Origin of the sequence: Streptococcus sp. DD11 (genome assembly GCF_001578865.1) — a bacterium.
GTDB classification, from domain to species: domain Bacteria; phylum Bacillota; class Bacilli; order Lactobacillales; family Streptococcaceae; genus Streptococcus; species Streptococcus panodentis.
The window spans coordinates 13,554-32,393 of the sequence record NZ_KQ969397.1 but is presented as its reverse complement, the minus strand read 5'-3'; the positions used below and the strand labels follow the sequence as shown (position 1 = coordinate 32,393).

Sequence of the window (18,840 nt, the reverse complement as noted above, 5' to 3'; positions counted from 1 at the left end):
GCGGGTGCTTAGGAAAATAATTAAATTGTATGTCAAGTTTTATACTTGATTGTTGGAGGATTTTTTTAGATGAATGAATTTGAAGATTTGCTAAACAGTGTTAGCCAAGTTGAGCCAGGTGACGTCGTTACTGCTGAAGTTTTGACGGTTGACGCTAACCAAGCTAATGTTGCAATCGCTGGAACTGGTGTTGAAGGTGTCTTGACTCTTCGTGAGCTGACAAATGAGCGTGACGCTGACATCAACGACCTTGTAAAACCAGGCGAAACACTTGAATTGCTTGTTCTTCGTCAAGTAGTAGGTAAAGATACTGATACAGTGACTTACCTGGTATCTAAAAAACGTTTAGAAGCTCGCAAAGCTTGGGACAAATTGGTTGGCCGTGAAGAAGAAATTGTCACTGTTAAGGGCACTCGTGCTGTTAAAGGCGGACTTTCGGTAGAGTTTGAAGGACTGCGCGGATTTATTCCGGCTTCTATGCTCGATACTCGTTTCGTTCGCAATACTGAGCGTTTTGTAGGTCAAGAATTTGACGCAAAAATTAAAGAAGTAGATCCAAAAGAAAACCGCTTTATCCTTTCACGCCGTGAAGTTGTAGAAGCAGAAGCTGCTGCAGCCCGTGCTGAAGTATTTGGTAAATTGAATGTTGGCGATGTTGTGACTGGTAAAGTTGCCCGTATCACCAGCTTCGGTGCTTTCATTGACCTTGGCGGCGTTGACGGTTTGGTTCACTTGACTGAGCTGTCTCATGAGCGCAATGTTTCACCTAAGTCTGTTGTTACAGTTGGCGACGAAATCGAAGTGAAAGTTCTGGATCTGAACGAAGAAGAAGGCCGTGTATCACTGTCTCTGAAGGCAACAACCCCTGGACCGTGGGATGGCGTTGAGCAAAAGCTTGCTGCTGGCGATGTGATTGAGGGAACAGTTAAGCGTCTGACTGATTTCGGTGCTTTCGTGGAAGTGTTGCCAGGTATTGATGGCTTGGTTCACATTTCACAAATTTCCCACAAGCGTGTGGAAAGCCCTAAAGACGCTCTGAAAGTCGGTCAGGAAGTCACTGTGAAAGTTCTTGAAGTGAATGCTGCTGACGAGCGTGTGTCTCTCTCTATCAAGGCTCTTGAAGAGCGTCCAGCTCAAGAAGAAGGCCAAAAAGATGAGAAGCGTCAATCACGCCCACGCCGTCCAAAACGTCAGGAAAAACGTGACTTTGAACTTCCAGAAACTCAAACTGGATTCTCAATGGCTGATCTCTTTGGCGACATTGAACTGTAAAAAATTAAAAGAAGTTGAGATTTCTCGACTTCTTTTCTTATTTTGACTTGTATTTTTGGTGAAAATCGGTTATAATGTATTAGTTGCCACCCTTAGTGTAATGGATATCACGTAAGATTCCGGTTCTTGAGATGGGAGTTCGATTCTCTCAGGGTGGATGACTGAAGCTTGGACTTGTCAGAGTCCTTTTTTTATTTATTTTGAGGGAAATGTCGTGACAGTAAAATGAATCGCTCATCTCTTGATTGAGAAAGAATTGAGAAAGTCGGAAAGTATTTGCTTTTCAAATGCTCGAAAATAAAGCGTGGGCTTCCTAATGTGTTGGGATATTCCTGGCTGCGGGTTCGAAGAAAGTGAGCTGCCGCGTTAGGCAGCATTCTGAGAATGATTGGAAGAAGTCCAGCCAGCTGGTAGAGATTATGGGGATATAGTCCTTTAGTTTGCCTTTAGTACTAGGCAACGAGCCGCAGGCTGTACTGAGATACGGCAAGGCGAGTTAACGACGGAATAAAAGATAAACTAACTGACGATATCATTCATGATGGCAGCCAGTTTGTGACAGTGAGAATCAGGCGGTTTTTGCGCGCTTAATCTACAGCGGGGTGCTGCAGGAGAAAAGGGCCTCTTATCCTAGATTCCGAAGAGCACAGCACCTATCGCTGGGTTTCCTCTTTAGACGAGATGGAGGGGCAGCTGCTGGTTCCCTATCTGTCAGAACGGTTTGTATCGGAGAAATGAGTGATCAAAAAAACAGCCTCCTGGATTAAGGGGAGCTGTTTTTGAATGCCTAGTTTTTAGATGCTGCTTGGAATTCAGGATTTTGCCATGCTTCATCAATGATTGCCTGCAGTTCTTTAGCAGAAGCTTGCATTTTTTGAGTTTCTGCGTCGTTGAGAGGGATATTTACTGGACGGACGATCCCGTGAGCGCCGACGATAGCTGGTTGACCAATGAAGACATTTTCAACGCCATACTGGCCTTCCTGGAAGACTGACAATGGCAATACAGCATTTTCATCGTCAAGGATAGCTTTGGTGATACGAGCCAAAGCAACTGCGATACCGTAGTAAGTAGCCCCTTTCTTATTGATGATAGAGTAAGCAGCGTCACGGACGGAGATGAAGAGTTCAACAAGGTCTTCTTCGTTGAGGTCGCGGTTGTCCTGCAGCCATTGCTCCAATTTTACTCCGGCAACATTGGCATGTGACCAGACAGCAAACTCAGAATCACCGTGCTCACCCATGATGTAGGCGTGGACTGAACGGGCATCGATGCCGATTTTAGCAGCAAGGGCCTGACGGAAACGAGCGGAGTCAAGGGAAGTACCAGAACCGATAACACGCTCTTTAGGGAAGCCTGAGAATTTCCAAGTTGAGTAAGTCAAAACGTCAACTGGGTTGGCTGCCACAAGGAAGATACCGTTGAAGCCTGATTCAACGACTTGTGTCACGATTGATTTGTTGATGGCCAGATTTTTTCCGACCAAGTCAAGACGGGTTTCGCCTGGTTTTTGCGGAGCACCGGCAGTAATGACAACCAAATCAGCGTCGGCACAGTCTGCATAGGTCGCTGCGTAGATTTTCTTTGGCGAAGTGAAAGCAAGGGCGTGGCTGAGGTCTTCGGCATCACCGACAGCCTTGTCGAATAATTGAGGGATTTCAATAATACCAAGTTCCTGAGCGATTCCTTGGTTAACAAGAGCGAAAGCGTAGGATGAACCTACGGCACCGTCACCCACAAGGATAACTTTTTTGTGTTGTTTAGTAGCAGTCATTCTAAACATCTCCTTAATTTTTTTAGGGAAGTATTCCCCATACATATTCATTCTACCACTTTTGCTATATTTTGTCACGGACAACTTTGGTCTTTAGGCGATGTAAACGTTTTTACAAGAGCTTCAAAATGCTGAAAAATTCAAGAAAATGTGGTATAATTGTAGGGTGATTGAAAAGAACAGAAAGGCATTTTTTTAATGCAAGACAGAAACTTAGTAAATGTGAATCTGACCAGCGAAATGAAGACCAGTTTCATCGATTATGCCATGAGCGTTATCGTAGCACGGGCGCTTCCGGATGTTCGCGACGGTCTCAAGCCGGTTCACCGCCGGATTCTCTATGGAATGAATGAGCTGGGGGTTACTCCTGATAAGCCTCATAAGAAGTCAGCCCGTATCACAGGGGATGTCATGGGTAAATACCACCCGCACGGGGACTCTTCCATCTATGAGGCAATGGTGCGGATGGCTCAGTGGTGGAGCTATCGCTATATGCTGGTAGACGGCCATGGAAACTTTGGCTCCATGGACGGAGACGGCGCCGCTGCTCAGCGTTATACAGAAGCCCGGATGAGCAAAATTGCTCTGGAAATGCTGCGGGACATTAATAAAAACACTGTTGATTTCAGCGATAACTATGATGCCAGCGAAAAAGAGCCGGTTGTTCTGCCGGCCCGTTTTCCGAATCTGCTGGTTAACGGAGCGACCGGGATTGCTGTCGGAATGGCCACCAATATCCCGCCTCACAATCTAGGAGAAGCCATTGATGCTGTGAAACTGGTCATGGACAATCCGGAGGCGACGACACGGGACATAATGGAAGTGCTGCCAGGACCGGACTTCCCGACCGGTGCTCTGGTTATGGGCAAATCTGGCATCCACCGGGCCTATGAGACTGGTAAGGGCTCCATTGTTCTGCGCTCGCGGACAGAGATTGAGGAGACCAAGACAGGCCGGGAGCGGATCGTGGTGACAGAATTTCCTTATATGGTGAATAAAACCAAGGTTCATGAGCATATTGTCCGTCTGGTGCAGGAAAAGCGGATTGACGGTATTACTGCTGTTCGCGATGAATCCAACCGCGAGGGAGTTCGCTTTGTGATTGAGGTCAGACGCGATGCTTCTGCCCATGTCATCTTGAACAATCTTTTCAAGCTGACCCAGATGCAGACTAACTTCAGCTTTAATATGCTGGCGATTCAAAACGGCGTGCCGAAGATTCTTTCCCTGCGTGAAATTCTTTCTGCTTACATTGAGCATCAGAAGGAAGTGGTGACCCGCCGGACCGTTTTTGACAAGGAAAAAGCTGAGGCCCGGGCTCACATTTTAGCCGGTCTCCTGATTGCGCTGGACCATATTGACGAAGTCATCCGTATTATCCGCAACAGCGAGACAGATGCGGAGGCTCAGGCTGAATTGATGGCCAAATTTGAGCTGTCAGAGCGTCAGAGTCAGGCTATTCTGGATATGCGTCTGCGCCGTCTGACCGGCTTGGAACGCGATAAGATTCAGTCTGAGTACGATGAATTGATTGCTCTGATTGCAGATTTGGCAGATATTTTGGCCAAGCCTGAGCGGGTTGTGGCGATTATCAAGGAAGAGCTGGACGAAGTGAAGCGGAAGTTTGCGGACGACCGCCGGACAGAGCTCATGGTCGGTGAAGTCCTTTCTCTGGAAGATGAGGATTTGATTGAAGAAGCAGACGTTCTGATTACTCTTTCAAATAAGGGCTATATCAAACGGCTCAATCAGACTGAGTTTACAGCTCAGAAACGCGGAGGCCGCGGAGTTCAGGGGACAGGTGTCAAAGATGATGATTTCGTCAAAGAGCTGGTCTCCACCAGCACTCATGACCGCCTGCTCTTCTTTACGAATAAGGGCCGGGTTTACCGCCTCAAAGGCTATGAAATTCCTGAATACGGCCGGACTGCCAAAGGGCTGCCAATCGTCAATCTCCTGAAGTTGGATGAGGGAGAAACAATTCAGACCATTATCAATGTGGAGCAAGATCACAGCGATGATTCCTATCTTTTCTTTACTACCCGTCATGGCGTAGTCAAACGGACCAGTGTGACAGAGTTTGCCAATATCCGCCAGAATGGTCTGAAAGCCTTGAACCTTAAGGAAGAGGATGAGCTGATCAATGTCTTTCTGACGGATGGTGCAGCTGATGTCATTATCGGGACGAAATTCGGCTATTCTGTCCGCTTTAATGAAACGGCCGTGCGGAATATGAGCCGTCTTGCGACAGGTGTCCGCGGGGTCAGCCTACGCGAAGGAGACTGTGTCGTCGGCGCCAGCGTTGTTTCAGACGGAGATGAAGTGCTGATTATTACTGAGAAGGGATACGGCAAGCGGACTTTAGCCAGCGAATACCCGACCAAGGGACGCGGCGGAAAAGGAATCAAGACAGCCAATATCACTGAAAAGAACGGTTCTCTGGCAGGTCTGATGACGGTTTCCGGTGAGGAAGATCTGATGATTATTACCAATACCGGGGTGATTATTCGTACCGGTGTAGCCAATATTTCACAGACAGGCCGCTCCACTATGGGGGTTAAGGTTATGCGTTTAGATCAGGATGCGCAGATTGTTACCTTTACGACGGTTGAAGCAGACGAAAAAGATGATGCAGCAGAGGAAGAAAACGAATCATAAAAGAGGGCCTATATGGTACAAGGTAAAAGAAGTCAAAGAAGACAAAAACGCAGCAAAAGAAATATTTTTATCAATATCATTGCGACGCTATTGATTATTGTGGCCCTTGCCCTAATCTTTAATGCGCAAATCCGAAATATGATCATGGTCTGGCATACCAACCAATATCAGGTCAGCAAGGTTTCCAAAGAGTCGATTGATAAAAATAAAAATGCTGAGACCAGTTTTGATTTTAATAAGGTAGAATCGCTTTCCACAGAAGCAGTCATCAATGCCCAGTGGAAAGCGCAGCAGCTGCCGGTCATCGGCGGTATCTCCATTCCGGAGGTGTCCATGAACCTGCCGATTTTCAAGGGCTTGGACAATGCCGGTCTCTATTACGGTGCAGGCACGATGAAAGAAAGCCAGCAGATGGGCCAAGGCAATTATGCTCTTGCCAGCCATCATGTCTTTGGCATTACGGGTGCCAGCGATATGCTCTTTTCCCCGCTGGACCGTGCCAAAGCAGGCATGAAAATCTATATCACCGATAAGGAAAAGGTTTATACCTATGTTATCACCAGTGTAGAAACGGTGACACCGGATCGGATTGATGTGATTGATGACACCGAAGGCGTTGCCGAGATTACTCTAGTGACCTGTGAGGATGCAGCTGCCACCAATCGGACGATTGTCAAGGGAACGCTGGAAGGCTCTATTGAGTACGACAAGGCTCCTAAGGAAGTTCTGGAATCCTTCAGTAAGTCCTATAATCAGATGCAGATTTAATGCCAGAAATCAGAAATTAATAAAATTCACCCCAAGAGTTAGAGAGATTCTAGCATCTGGGGTGTTTTTTTGCAGCCTTTTTCGAATAGTAAGGTAAGGAGGTTTCTATGTATAGTATTTCATTTCAGGACGATCGGAGCATGATGCCGCGGGAGCGTTTGATGAGGGAGGGAGCAGAGAAGCTCAGCAATCAGGAGCTGCTGTCCATTTTTCTTAGAACAGGCAACAAAAAAGAAACTGTCTTCCAAGTTTCTCAAAAAATCTTATCTTCTATTTCCCATTTGAACGATCTGAAGTATCTGACTCTGCAGGAATTGCAGACCATTTCAGGGATTGGCCCCATAAAAGCTGTCGAGCTGCAAGCCGTCATTGAACTGGGCCGGCGTATCAATCGGGCTGAGGTGCTGCAGATGGAGCAAATCATGGGCAGTCAAAAGCTGGCTCAGAAGATGCAGCAGGAGCTGGGGGATATGAGGCAGGAATGCTTGGTAGCCATCTATCTCAACAGTCAGAATCAGATCCTTCATCAGCAGACGATCTTCATAGGAACGGTGACCAGAAGCATTGCAGAACCGCGGGAAATTCTCCATTATGCCCTCAAACATCTGGCGACTTCCATTATATTGGTCCACAATCATCCGTCGGGGTCTGTCGTTCCCAGCAAAAATGACGACGAGGTGACCCAGCATATGAAGGAAGCCTGCGAGATGATGGGGTTGGTTCTCTTGGATCATTTGATTGTGGCGAAGACCAATTATTACAGCTATCGTGAAGAGACGGATATCATCTAAAGCCTATTGACGACATAGTCAAAGAGAGCTAAATCGCCTTCATGGGAGCCAAAAAGAAATTCCGGATGCCACTGGACACCGAGAAAGGGGCTGCCGTCAGTGGAAGTAACCGCTTCAACGACCTTGTCGCGCGGGTCATAAGCGATTACCTCCAGATTAGCTGCCAAATCCTTGATGCTTTGGTGGTGGAATGAATTGATCTCAGAAGCCGGACCGTAAATTTCATGCAGCACAGAGCCGTTTTTGGTTACCATGCTTTGAGTAGTATACTCTGCAGAGCGGTCCTGCCAGTGGTCTTCAATATCCTGATGCAGGGTGCCGCCCAGAGCGACATTATAGAGCTGGGTACCGCGGCAGACTGTAAAGATAGGCTTCTTTTGCCGGCGGGCTTCCTGAATCAAAGCCAATTCAAAAACATCCCTTTTCAGCAGATAGTCATCGCTGTCAATCGTCTTTTCTTCCCCGTAAAATTGCGGGGAAACATTTTGGCCGCCGGTGATAATCAATTTGTCAATGACAGAAATATACTGCTGGGCTGATTCCTTATCGCCGATTGGCAGAATCATTGGAATTCCGCCAACTTCTTTGACCCCCTCGACAAATCCGGTGGCAGTATAGCTCATATGGACGAATTGATCATCGGGGAGTGTTCTTTCATTTCCGGTTATTCCAATAATTGGTTTACTCATAGAGTAATGGCTACCTCTCTTATCTTAATTTTCATTCTTTCTCATGAAGTAGAGCAAGGTCTGCAGCTCACTGGTCAGATCGACATATTGGGCAACAACATCCTTGGGCAGGGACAGGTGGACCGGTGAGAAGCAGAGAATTCCCTTGATACCCGCTTCGACCAGAACAGAAGCGACTTCCTGAGCCTTTATGCTGGGTACAGTCAGAATGGCTGTCTGCACATTTCCAGACTGTACCTTTTGTTTGATTTGGGAAATTCCGTAAATAGGGATTCCGTCTTTGGTGATGGTGCCGACATCGGGGTGGTCATCCGTATCAAAGGCCATGACAACCTTCATTTTATTGCGCTCATGAAAACGATAGTGCAGAAGAGCACGGCCCATATTGCCGACGCCGACAATCATGACATTGGTGATGGAGTTGTCATTGAGCAGATCGGCAAAAAAGTTCATCAGTTTTTTGACATCGTAGCCAAAGCCACGGCGGCCTAATTCACCAAAATAAGAAAAATCCCGCCTGACAGTAGCTGAGTCAATCCCAATAGCCTCTGCAATCTGCTTGGAATTGGCTTTCTCGATTTTTTCGGCATTGAAGCGCTTAAAAATACGGTAATAGAGCGAAAGTCTCTTGGCAGTTGCGCGGGGAATTGCAGTGTTTTTTTCAGATTTCACAAAATCACGACCTTTCTAACTCTATTTTATAGAAAGTTTGTGAAAAAATCAACTAGTTTTATATAGGAAAAATCTTCGGGCAGGTCTTACCGGCAGCTATAACTCAATCCCGATAGGTATCTAAGTCCAATTTTGTCATCTGCCGGTATAAATCGCCGATTTTGCCTTCAAAAGGGAGCGCCTGTCCTTTATAGCTGATTGAGATGACCGGCCGGTCATCAGGGACAGTGACGCAGCCCGAAAAGGCCAGTAAAAACTCGTCAAAGTCTTGATAGGTCAAGGTCCGTTGGACCTTGTAAGAGTCTAAGTAGATGAGCTCAATCATTGTGCTGTATTCTCCTTTCTGTCTGCTGTGCTTTCAAATTTCCGGACGCCTGCAGGCCGTTCTGATAAGAAAAAAGCAAAATTGCAGGAACTTTGCTTATTGGGGTGTTTTTTCAAAGATATGTCTTTCTACCAGACTGTCCATAAGGAAGTAGAATTTTTGCTGAAGAATGTCATTGTCAGCCGACTTGAAAATATTGACCAGGCGCAGTCCGGATTTATCGGTGATATTAATCTTGAAGCCTGTCAGGTCTTTGTTGATGATGATTTTCAGCAGAAAGCCATTGCCGCTGTTGGGAACGGCTTCCAGCAGGCGGGACAGTTCGTAATTGCCGACTTTGGTTTGGGCAAAAGTATTGTCGCGCAGGGTGAATTTTTTAACATTGGGGTGAAGTGAGTAGGTAAACTCACAGTTTGCTAAGCTAACAGATGTTTGAAAGGCCATCTTATCCTCCTAAAATTTCTTTTAAAGTTTTGCTGAAATAGTCTATTTCTTCGATGGTGTTTTGGTCTGAGGTACTGATACGGATGGATTCTCCCAGACGCTCAGAATCATCTCCATAGAGAGCCTGCAGGACATGGCTGGGCTGAACAGTCCCCGCTGTACAGGCGGAACCGGTAGAGACAGAAAATCCCTTTAGGTCTAGTTGGAGCAGGAGCAGATCGTTTTTCTGCTGGGGAAAGCCCAGATTGATGACATAGGGCAGGCTGGACGGACTTTCGTTTACATAGAAGTCCAGACCGGCTAAATCTGTCAGGAGTCTGTCCTTTAGGAGCTGAGCGTGGGCCAGATTTTCTTTCAGATGTTCAGCGCTTTCTGACAGTGCAGCCGCCATTCCCAGAATAGACAGTAAGTTCTCGGTGCCGGCCCGGTGTTTTTCTTCTTGGTCGCCGCCATGCAGAAAGCGGTCAAAGTCCATCCTGTCGGCATAGAGGAAGCCGACTCCCTTTGGACCGTGGAATTTATGAGCAGAAGCACTGAGAAAGTCGATTCCCAGCTCCTTTGGGTAAAGAGGGACTTTGCCAATGGCCTGCACAGCATCTACATGGAAGGCTGCCGGGTGGTCTTTTAAGAGCTGACCGATTTCCTTAATCGGAAGCAAATCGCCGGTCTCATTATTAACAGCCATGACTGATACAAGAATGGTATCCGGCCTGAGAGCCTGCTGGATGTCTATCGCCCGAATCTGTCCGTCAACTGGCTGAATAACCGTCGCTTCAAAGCCGAATTTTTCTACTAAATACTCAACTGTCTCTAAGACAGCGTGATGCTCAATAGCCGTTGTGATGATATGTTTTCCCCTGTCCTGATGGCGAAGAGCATAGCCTTTGATAGCAGTATTATTGCTTTCTGTGCCGCCCGAGGTAAAGAGGATATGCCTGCTCTCAGTATGAAGAATCTGAGCAATTTCTGCACGTGCCTGCCTGAGCAGCTTGCTGGCTTCCCGTCCGTGGCCGTGAATACTGGACGGATTCCCAAAGACAGTCAAAGCTTCTGTCATTGCTTTAATGGCTGCAGCTGACAAGGGAGTCGTAGCAGCGTTATCTAAATAAATCACGAATTTGTCCTTTGTTTCTTTTGATAGGCAAAAAGCGGGCTGACTGGCTTTCTCTCCTGAATACGGACAATGGCATCGCCAATCAATTCGCTGGCTGTAATGTAGTGGATGTTTTGGGGAATTTTTTCCTTGGTAGCCACAGAGTCAGTCACCAGAATTTCCTTGATAGGGACTTGATCCAGCAGTTCTGCGGCCCCTTCGACAAAAAGTCCGTGGCTGGAAACAGCATAAATCTCAACCGCTCCCTCACGGTCAACGATTTTGGCAGCTTCTGAGAAAGTCCGGCCGGTATTGAGAATATCGTCAATGAGAATGGCTTTCTTGCCTGCTACATCGCCGATGATATAGCCTTCTGAGCGTCCAGCTTCATCCTCGCCGTAGTCAATAATAGCGATAGGAGCATCCAGATATTCAGCCAGACTGCGGGCACGCTTGACTCCGGAATTTTTAGGGCTGACCACCACTACATCCTCGCCGGTAAGGCCCATGTCGCAGTAGTGCTTGGCAAAGAGAGGAATGGTAAAGAGGTTGTCTACCGGAATATCAAAGAAGCCCTGCACCTGCACAGCGTGGAGATCCAGAGAAATCACGCGGTCAACGCCTGCGCCCACCAGCATATTGGCTACCAGCTTGGCAGTGATTGGCTCGCGGGGAGCAGCAGTCCTGTCTTGACGGGCATAGCCAAAATAAGGCATAACGACATTGACAGTGTTAGCGCTGGCCCGATTGCAGGCATCGACCATGATCAGGAGTTCCATCAGGTGGTTATTGACCGGAAAACTGGTGGACTGGATGATGTAGATGTCGTAGCCGCGGACGCTTTCTTCAATATTGATCTGAATCTCGCCGTCTGAGAACTGGCGGGAAGCAAGCTTGCCCAAAGGAACTCCGGCAGCCGCAGCAATCTTTTCAGCAATGGCATGATTGGAGTTGAGAGAGAAAAGTTTCATATTTTTTTTATCTGACATGAGATGGACCGTCCTCTTTTTGTCTCTTTAGGAGCCCAGATTATAAGGATGAACACAACCTTTATCAAGACAGGCTCTTAGATTTCTATCTCTTATTTTACCAGAAAAATAAGATTATTTCAGCTTTTTTACAAGTTTTCAGCAAATCTTGCTATCTTGCTTTTGGCGGGCTTGTAGTGGATCTTGTGCTGCCGCAGGAATTGCTGAAAGTTTTCTTTGCCCTGCTCAAGGTTTTCGACCTCAACTTCCAGCTCATAGTCTGTCTTGCCGAAATAATGGCTTTGGTCCAGAGCCAGCAGGCCGATAGCAGTCTTCTTTTCATAGCGAATGGTTTTAAGAGAGCCCAGAACAGTTAACTCTTCTATAGGAATCTGCTTTTCTTGGAGCAGCTGACGGACTCTTCCCGGAGGAAGGCTGTTGTTTTGCAAAATAGTTTCAGTTTCTTTCAAAGTCAGTGCCTGATTGTGCTCCAGCAGGCCGATTTTCTGAGGGATTTTCAGGGTCAGCTCAGCTGCATTTTCAAAAGTCCGCAGCCGCAGGGTTAAGTGTGCCTGCCGGATGGAGCGGCTGGGCGAATCGATGTAATAGTTGGTCTGAGTGACGGGGTCGAGATTTTTAAACAGGGGGAGGAGCTGCGCGTGCTCCTGCTGAGTCAGCATGCTTTTGAGTTCAATTTCTAAATGCTTCATTTTCAGGTCCTTTCTTTTTTTGAAAGCGATTTATGTTATAATAACAGTTGTGTTTATTTTATACAAAAAATTCCAATATGACAAGGTAAGTGTATGACGATAGAATGGGAAGAATTCCTAGACCCTTATATTCAGGCAGTCGGAGAATTAAAGATCAAACTCCGCGGGATTCGCAAGCAGTACCGCAAGCAGCAGCGCCATTCTCCTATCGAGTTTGTCACCGGACGGGTCAAACCGATTGAAAGTATCAAAGAAAAGATGGCACTGCGAGGAATCCGCGAGGAAACCATCGCTCAGGAAATGCAGGATATTGCCGGTCTGCGGGTAATGGTCCAATTTGTTGATGATGTCGATGAGGTACTGGAAGTGCTGCGCCGGCGGACAGATATGCGCATCATTCAGGAGCGGGACTACATTAAGAATAAAAAAGCCAGCGGCTATCGGAGCTATCATGTCATCATTGAATATCCGGTGGATACCATTAATGGCAGCAAGCTGATTCTGGCTGAAATTCAGATACGGACCCTGTCCATGAACTTTTGGGCAACCATTGAGCATTCTTTGAATTACAAGTATAAAGGAGAATTTCCGGAGGAAATCAAGCGACGTTTGGAAACGACGGCCAATCTGGCCTACCAGCTTGATGAGGAAATGGGAGCTATCCGCGACGCCATTCAGGAGGCGCAGGCTCTCTTTGATCCGCTGCACCGCAAGCTCAATGACGGTGTCGGAAACAGTGACGATACAGATGAAGAATACAGATAAAAAAATAGCGATCATTCGCAATCGGAAAAGACAGAGTGAAGAAGTCTACCAGCAGTTAAAGCAGAAAATCCGAACCAGCGGCTTTATCCTGACACCCAAAAATCCCGATATCGTGATTTCTGTGGGCGGTGACGGCATGCTGCTTTCGGCCTTTCACAAGTATGAGCAGCAGCTGGATAAGGTCCGTTTTGTCGGTGTCCATACCGGCCATTTGGGCTTTTATACGGATTATCGCGATTTTGAGCTGGATAAGCTGGTTGAAAATCTGAAACTGGACACAGGGGCCAAGGTCTCCTATCCGATTTTAAATGTCAAAATTACCTTCGAAAACGGGGAAAACCGAGTTATCCGAGCTCTTAATGAAGCGACGATTAAGCGTTCAGACCGGACCATGGTGGCGGATGTCATCATCAATCATGTCCACTTTGAGCGTTTCAGAGGTGACGGAATCTCTGTCTCCACACCGACCGGCAGCACTGCCTACAATAAATCTCTGGGCGGAGCTGTTTTGCATCCGACCATCGAGGCCTTGCAGGTGACGGAAATTGCCAGCCTTAACAACCGTGTCTATCGAACGCTAGGCTCCTCGGTGATTGTGCCCAAAAAGGACAAGATCGAGCTGGTGCCGACCCGCAATGACTACCATACCATCGCTGTAGACAATCAGACTTTTTCCTTTAAAAACATCGTTCGCATTGAGTATCAGATTGATAATCATAAGATTCACTTTGTTGCTTCGCCCAGTCACACCAGTTTTTGGAATCGGGTCAGAGATTCCTTTATCGGAGAGTGCCAGGAATGAGGTTTGAATTTGTTGCAGATGAGCATATCAAGGTGAAAACCTTTCTGAAAAAGCAGGAAATTTCCAAGGGGCTGCTGGCTAAGATTAAGTTTCAGGGCGGCAGCATTTTGGTTAACGATCAGCTGCAGAATGCGGTTTATCTGCTGGATGTCGGTGACAGGGTTACGGTGGATATTCCGGCAGAGAGAGGGTTTGAGACCCTGCAGGCGGTTCGGCGGGACTTATCGGTGGTATATGAAGACCAGCATTTCTTGATCTTGGATAAGCCTGCCGGTGTGGCCAGTATTCCCAGTGTCAATCATTCCAATACGATGGCCAATTTTGTCAAAGCATACTACATAGACCGGGAGTATGAAAATCAGCGGGTGCATATTGCGACGCGGCTGGATAAGGATACCAGCGGGCTCATGCTCTTTGCCAAGCATGGGTATGCCCATGCCCGGCTGGATCAGCAGCTGCAGAAAAAAGTGATAGAAAAGCGTTATTATGCTCTAGTCAAGGGGGAAGGCGACCTAGAGGAGCGGGGCGAGATTATCGCGCCGATTGGGCGCAATCCTGAGAGTATCATCACGCGGCGCGTGGTCAAGGATGGTAAATATGCTCATACCAGCTATCGGGTAGTGGAGCGTTTCGGTGATGTCTATCTGCTGGACATTCGCCTGCACACCGGGCGGACACACCAGATCCGTGTTCACTTTTCCCATATTGGTTTTCCGCTTTTGGGCGATGATCTTTATGGGGGCAGTCTGCAGGAGGGGATTGCCCGGCAGGCCCTGCATTGCCATTCCCTGAAATTTTACAATGCCTTCAGCGGCCGGGAAATTGAGCGCGGCAGCCCCCTGCCGGAAGATTTTAAGCGCATGATTGAGAAATTTAAAAATTAGGAACCTCTATTCATGGATAACTTCAGCAGCTCTAAATGATTCTTTCATTAAAAGCCTTGCTTTGAACTGCTCGCTGTCCTGCGTTCTGTGTTTGAAGCAGCAGTCTGCTGCTCAATGAAAAACAAATAGTAAACATAGCGTAGGTTCGGTATTTCTGTAAAGCTGCGTCTAGCAGAAGGACGGTAAGCCAGTCCTCCGGCTGGACTGGCAGTGTCACTTTCATGAATATAGATTTTAAGAAACAAAGGAGTTTAAAAAACGATGAAAATTTTTGATTCTATCCGGGAAGCCCTGAAAGGCAAGGAAGTTAAAATTGTCCTGCCCGAGGGAGAAGAGCCGCGGATTTTGCAGGCGACCAAACGCTTGGTCAAAGAAACGAATGTAACCCCAGTGCTTTTGGGCAACCCAGAGAAAATCCGTATCTATCTGGAAATCGAGGGTGTTACCGAAGGTTATCAGGTGATTGATCCGTCCAACTGTTCCTGCTTTGAAGAAATGGTGGCAGCTTTTGTTGAGCGCCGCAAGGGAAAAATCACTGCTGATGAAGCCCGTCAGCTGCTGAAGGAAGATGTCAACTACTTTGGGGTTATGCTGGTTTATTTGGGCAAGGTGCAAGGCATGGTGTCCGGTGCTATTCATTCGACTGCTGCAACGGTTCGGCCGGCTCTCCAAATCATTAAGACCCTGCCTTGGGTTTCTCGGACTTCCGGAGCCTTTCTCATGGTGCGCGGCGATGAGCGCTATATTTTCAGTGACTGTGCTATCAATATTGATCCAGATGCTGCCAGTCTGGCAGAAATTGCCATCAATTCGGCTTTGACAGCACAGATTTTTGGGATTGATCCTAAAGTGGCCATGCTCAGCTATTCGACCAAGGGGTCTGGATTTGGTGAGAAAGTGGACAAGGTGGTAGAGGCGACCAAGATTGCTCAGGAAATGCGGCCGGATTTAGCAATTGACGGCGAGCTTCAGTTTGATGCAGCTTTCGTTCCAGCTACAGCTGAGCTGAAAGCGCCGGGCAGCCCTGTTGCCGGACAGGCGACTGTCTTTGTCTTCCCCAGCATTGAAGCAGGGAATATCAGTTATAAAATGGCAGAGCGCTTGGGCGGATTTTCAGCTGTAGGGCCAATCCTGCAGGGACTCAACCATCCGGTCAACGACCTGTCCCGCGGCTGCAATGCGGATGATGTCTATAAATTAACATTGATTACGGCCAGCCAGGCTGTAGGGCATTATTAAAATGAGGAGGGCTGAGCTCTCCTTTTTGTGGCCCTTGCTTTCTTATGCTATACTAGAGTTATGTTAGATTTGAAGAAATATGGAATTGTCATGTGGGAGGAGGAGAAGATTGGCGCCTTCCGCCGGAAGCTCTTGGCCTGGTATGATGAAAACAAGCGTGACCTGCCTTGGCGCAGGACCAGCAATCCCTATCATATCTGGATTTCGGAGATTATGCTGCAGCAGACTCGGGTAGACACCGTTATCCCTTACTATGAGCGCTTTCTGGACTGGTTTCCGACTGCGGCCGACTTGGCTGCAGCGCCGGAAGAAAAACTGCTCAAGGCTTGGGAGGGGCTGGGGTATTATTCCCGGGTCCGCAATATGCAAAAGGCGGCCCAGCAGATGATGGCGAATTTCGACGGGAAATTCCCTGATAGCTACGAAGGGATTGCCAGTCTCAAAGGCATCGGCCCTTATACAGCTGGGGCTATTGCCAGCATTGCCTTCGGGCTGCCTGAGCCGGCGGTGGATGGCAATGTCATGCGGGTGCTGAGCCGGCTGTTTGAGGTGGACTTAGATATCGGGGTTCCCAGCAATCGCAAGGTGTTTCAGGCCATGATGGAGCTTTTGATTGATCCGGACCGGCCTGGGGACTTCAATCAGGCGCTGATGGACTTGGGCTCAGATATTGAGGCGCCGGTCAATCCTCGTCCAGAGGCCAGCCCGGTCAGGGAATTCAGTGCAGCCTATCTGCATGGGACCATGGATAAGTATCCAATAAAGGCAGCGAAGAAAAAACCGGTTCCAGTCTACCTGCAGGGCTTGATTGTTGAAAATGCCCAGGGGCAGTTCTTACTGGAAAAAAATGAAGCTGCGGGGCTTTTGTCGGGTTTTTGGCACTTTCCGCTGATCGAGGTGGATGAATTCAGAGAAGAGCAAATGGACCTCTTTGAAGCGGCCGAGTCTGAAGCTGCTTTGGAACTCTCACCGCAGGAGAGTTTTGAGCAGGATTATCAGTTGGCAGTCGACTGGCAGGAGTTGATCTTTCCCAGGGTTCAGCATGTTTTCAGCCACCGTAAGTGGCAGATTCAGCTGACTTACGGCAGGACAGAGGACAGAGAGCACGGCGCAGCAGGTCAAGTCTTGTGGCTGACTCCGGAGGAGTTTGCTTCCTATCCTCTGGCAAAACCGCAGCAGAAGATGTGGGAAGCTTTCCAGCAAGCCAGAAAATAGCAAAAAATCTGAGAACCATTCGGTCTCAGATTTTTGACTGCATCGGTTTTTACAAAGCAGCAAATGCTTTAATCTCATCTGCTGACATAGAAGAATCGCAGCGAACAGCGACTTGTCCGTCCTTGACATGAACAAAGCCCGGCACAGTGGGAATGCCGTACTCGGAGCGGAAGGCCTGCAGCTTGTCCAGCTCGCTGGCTTCTTCACTGTTGATGAAGAAAACATGCGCTTTAGTTTCTGCGACAACACCGGCGAGGGTTGCAGCAAATTTGCGGCAGTAGGGACAGGTCTTGCGGCCGATGAAGAAGGTTGCGGTTTCCTTGTCAGCAATTGCCTGGCGAGCGCGGTCGACAGTTGTCACTTCTAGGTCCTTAATGTTTTGAGCAAATTGTTCCATAATGATCCTCATTTCTTTTGATAAGACTAGTATGCCATAAATTTTAGAAAAATGCTTGATTTGGAAACGGAAAACCAGAGAATGGAAAATCCAATCTCTGGCTGCTTGCTCTATAGGATGGCTTTTATTTGATAAAAGCCTGGATTTCTGCTTCGATAGCAGCAATTTTTGCCTGAGCATCATCGCTGCTGCTGCCGACAACAGCAATGTAAAACTTTATTTTTGGCTCGGTGCCGGAAGGGCGGACCGCAATCCAAGAGCCGTCAGCCAAGGTGTACTTGAGCACATCGCTTGGCGGCGTTGTCAGAGCCGTCACGGTACCGTCTGCAGCCGTGGAGGTTTGGGCTTTAAAGTCTTCTGTCACAGAAACAGCTGCAGCATTGAATGCTTTAGGAGCACTGTCGCGGAATTTGCCCATGATAGCCTTGATTTGCTCAGCGCCGTCAACACCGGACAGGGTTACAGAAATAGTCTTTTCTGCAAAGTAGCCGTATTCTTTGTAGATTTCTTCGATGCCGTCTGCCAAGGTCAGACCGCGGGAACGGTAGTAGGCTGCCAGCTCAGCAACCACCAGAACGGCCTGAATCGCATCCTTATCACGGACGAATGGCTTAATCAGGTAGCCAAAGCTTTCCTCAAAGCCCATCATGTAAGTGTGGTTGTGTTTTTCTTCAAACTCCTGAATTTTTTCAGCGATAAACTTAAAGCCGGTCAGGACATTAAACATGGCTGCACCGTAGCTTTCAGCAATCTTGGTCACTAAGTCGCTGGATACAATTGACTTGCAGAGAGCAGCATTGGCAGGCAGGGTACCGGCATTTTTATGTGCTTCCAGGATATACTTAGCCATAATGGCCCCGATTTGGTTGCCGGAGAGATTGAGGTAGCTGCCGTCTTTTTGGAGGACTTCAACGCCGACCCGGTCTGCGTCAGGGTCGGTTGCCACCAGCACGTCAGCGCCTACCTCGCGGCCCAGTTCCTCTGCCAGAGCAAAGGCTGCCTGACTTTCTGGATTAGGAGATTTGACCGTTGAAAAGTCAGGATCTGGCACGGCCTGCGCTTCAACCACCTGAACGGAGTCAAATCCAGCCTGCGCCAAAGCACGGCGGGCCAGCATTTCTCCAGTACCATGAAGAGGAGTGTAGACAATCTTCATGTCCTTGCCGTATTCATCAATCAGCTGCTGATTGATATTGACACCCTTGACTTCTTTGAGGTATTCAGTATCAACGGCGTCGCCAATAACTTCAATCAGGCCGGAAGCTTTTTCAGCATCAACATCCGCCACTTCAATGGCAAATGGATTTTCGATGGCCCGAATGTAGCCAGTCAGAGCATCAGCGTCATGCGGCGGCATCTGTCCGCCGTCTTCAC

At 47.9% G+C, this 18,840-nt stretch carries 19 protein-coding genes, 1 tRNA gene and 1 pseudogene; 11 read left to right on the top strand and 10 right to left on the bottom strand.

The window, feature by feature from the left end:
* The first annotated feature begins 69 nt into the window (after window positions 1–69).
* The 3 genes and pseudogenes from rpsA to STRDD11_RS14710 all read left to right on the top strand — a co-directional run.
* Window positions 70–1,272 carry a 30S ribosomal protein S1 gene (gene rpsA, locus STRDD11_RS11185; protein ID WP_128837375.1) on the top strand — a complete coding sequence of 401 codons (1,203 nt, stop codon included), beginning with the start codon at window positions 70–72 and terminating at the stop codon, window positions 1,270–1,272.
* Window positions 1,273–1,358: 86 nt separating this feature from the next.
* Window positions 1,359–1,430 (top strand) — tRNA-Arg (locus STRDD11_RS11180).
* 71 nt (window positions 1,431–1,501) lie between these two features.
* Window positions 1,502–1,639 (top strand): annotated as a pseudogene (locus STRDD11_RS14710) (DNA mismatch repair protein MutT); the annotation flags it as partial.
* 420 nt (window positions 1,640–2,059) lie between these two features.
* Here the strand turns inward: STRDD11_RS14710 and STRDD11_RS11170 are convergent.
* Window positions 2,060–3,046, bottom strand: coding sequence for an L-lactate dehydrogenase (locus tag STRDD11_RS11170; RefSeq protein ID WP_128837374.1), 987 nt, complete (start codon window positions 3,044–3,046; stop codon window positions 2,060–2,062).
* 198 nt (window positions 3,047–3,244) lie between these two features.
* Here STRDD11_RS11170 and gyrA point away from each other — a divergent pair, with 198 nt between their 5' ends.
* The 3 genes from gyrA to radC all read left to right on the top strand — a co-directional run bounded on the left by gyrA (window position 3,245) and on the right by radC (window position 7,263).
* Entirely contained in the window at window positions 3,245–5,704 is a 2,460-nt protein-coding gene (gene gyrA / locus STRDD11_RS11165; protein ID WP_128837373.1) for a DNA gyrase subunit A, read from the top strand.
* A gap of 12 nt (window positions 5,705–5,716) precedes the next feature.
* Window positions 5,717–6,472, top strand: coding sequence for a class A sortase (locus STRDD11_RS11160; protein ID WP_128837372.1), 756 nt, complete (start codon window positions 5,717–5,719; stop codon window positions 6,470–6,472).
* Between the two features lie 107 nt (window positions 6,473–6,579).
* Window positions 6,580–7,263 (top strand): RadC family protein, encoded by a 684-nt coding sequence (gene radC / locus STRDD11_RS11155; protein WP_128837371.1) that lies wholly within the window; start codon window positions 6,580–6,582, stop codon window positions 7,261–7,263.
* On the opposite strand, the gene STRDD11_RS11150 is transcribed toward radC, so the two are convergent.
* The 7 genes from STRDD11_RS11150 to STRDD11_RS11120 all read right to left on the bottom strand — a co-directional run bounded on the left by STRDD11_RS11150 (window position 7,260) and on the right by STRDD11_RS11120 (window position 12,164).
* Window positions 7,260–7,952, bottom strand: coding sequence for a gamma-glutamyl-gamma-aminobutyrate hydrolase family protein (locus STRDD11_RS11150; RefSeq protein ID WP_128837370.1), 693 nt, complete (start codon window positions 7,950–7,952; stop codon window positions 7,260–7,262). The two genes, radC and STRDD11_RS11150, sit on opposite strands and share 4 nt — an antisense overlap.
* Before the next feature lie 24 nt (window positions 7,953–7,976).
* Window positions 7,977–8,624 carry a redox-sensing transcriptional repressor Rex gene (locus STRDD11_RS11145; RefSeq protein WP_128837369.1) on the bottom strand — a complete coding sequence of 216 codons (648 nt, stop codon included), beginning with the start codon at window positions 8,622–8,624 and terminating at the stop codon, window positions 7,977–7,979.
* Between the two features lie 103 nt (window positions 8,625–8,727).
* Window positions 8,728–8,949, bottom strand: a complete 222-nt coding sequence (locus STRDD11_RS11140; protein ID WP_128837368.1) for a DUF4649 family protein — start codon at window positions 8,947–8,949, stop codon at window positions 8,728–8,730.
* A 96-nt stretch (window positions 8,950–9,045) separates the two neighbouring features.
* Complete coding sequence (locus STRDD11_RS11135) at window positions 9,046–9,393, bottom strand: DUF1831 domain-containing protein (RefSeq protein ID WP_128837367.1); 348 nt, start codon at window positions 9,391–9,393, stop codon at window positions 9,046–9,048.
* 1 nt (window position 9,394) lies between these two features.
* A complete protein-coding gene (locus tag STRDD11_RS11130; protein ID WP_128837366.1) occupies window positions 9,395–10,507 on the bottom strand; it encodes a cysteine desulfurase family protein in 1,113 nt (370 codons plus the stop codon).
* On the bottom strand, window positions 10,504–11,475 hold the full coding sequence (locus STRDD11_RS11125) for a ribose-phosphate diphosphokinase (protein ID WP_128837365.1): 972 nt from the start codon (window positions 11,473–11,475) through the stop codon (window positions 10,504–10,506). The genes STRDD11_RS11130 and STRDD11_RS11125 overlap by 4 nt, the downstream gene beginning before the upstream one ends.
* 128 nt (window positions 11,476–11,603) lie before the next feature.
* Window positions 11,604–12,164: a CYTH domain-containing protein gene (locus tag STRDD11_RS11120; RefSeq protein ID WP_128837364.1), complete on the bottom strand. Its 561-nt coding sequence runs from the start codon at window positions 12,162–12,164 to the stop codon at window positions 11,604–11,606.
* 93 nt (window positions 12,165–12,257) lie between these two features.
* Between STRDD11_RS11120 and STRDD11_RS11115 the strand changes: the two genes are divergently transcribed.
* From STRDD11_RS11115 to mutY, 5 genes are all read left to right on the top strand, one after another.
* A complete protein-coding gene (locus STRDD11_RS11115) occupies window positions 12,258–12,929 on the top strand; it encodes a GTP diphosphokinase (protein WP_128837363.1) in 672 nt (223 codons plus the stop codon).
* The gene (locus STRDD11_RS11110) at window positions 12,883–13,731 is read left to right on the top strand and encodes an NAD kinase (protein ID WP_128837362.1); all 849 of its coding nucleotides are present in this window, start codon (window positions 12,883–12,885) and stop codon (window positions 13,729–13,731) included. Before STRDD11_RS11115 ends, STRDD11_RS11110 begins: the two co-directional genes overlap by 47 nt.
* Window positions 13,728–14,615 carry an RluA family pseudouridine synthase gene (locus tag STRDD11_RS11105; RefSeq protein ID WP_128837361.1) on the top strand — a complete coding sequence of 296 codons (888 nt, stop codon included), beginning with the start codon at window positions 13,728–13,730 and terminating at the stop codon, window positions 14,613–14,615. The genes STRDD11_RS11110 and STRDD11_RS11105 overlap by 4 nt, the downstream gene beginning before the upstream one ends.
* Window positions 14,616–14,876: 261 nt before the next feature.
* On the top strand, window positions 14,877–15,854 hold the full coding sequence (pta, locus tag STRDD11_RS11100) for a phosphate acetyltransferase (protein ID WP_128837360.1): 978 nt from the start codon (window positions 14,877–14,879) through the stop codon (window positions 15,852–15,854).
* A 60-nt stretch (window positions 15,855–15,914) separates the two neighbouring features.
* Window positions 15,915–17,069, top strand: coding sequence for an A/G-specific adenine glycosylase (gene mutY, locus STRDD11_RS11095; protein WP_128837359.1), 1,155 nt, complete (start codon window positions 15,915–15,917; stop codon window positions 17,067–17,069).
* Between the two features lie 49 nt (window positions 17,070–17,118).
* Here mutY and STRDD11_RS11090 read toward each other — a convergent pair whose 3' ends face one another.
* Entirely contained in the window at window positions 17,119–17,466 is a 348-nt protein-coding gene (locus STRDD11_RS11090; RefSeq protein ID WP_128837358.1) for a DUF6568 family protein, read from the bottom strand.
* 124 nt (window positions 17,467–17,590) lie between these two features.
* Window positions 17,591–18,840: phospho-sugar mutase (locus tag STRDD11_RS11085; RefSeq protein WP_164828478.1), on the bottom strand; the 1,250-nt coding region annotated here is incomplete at its 5' end.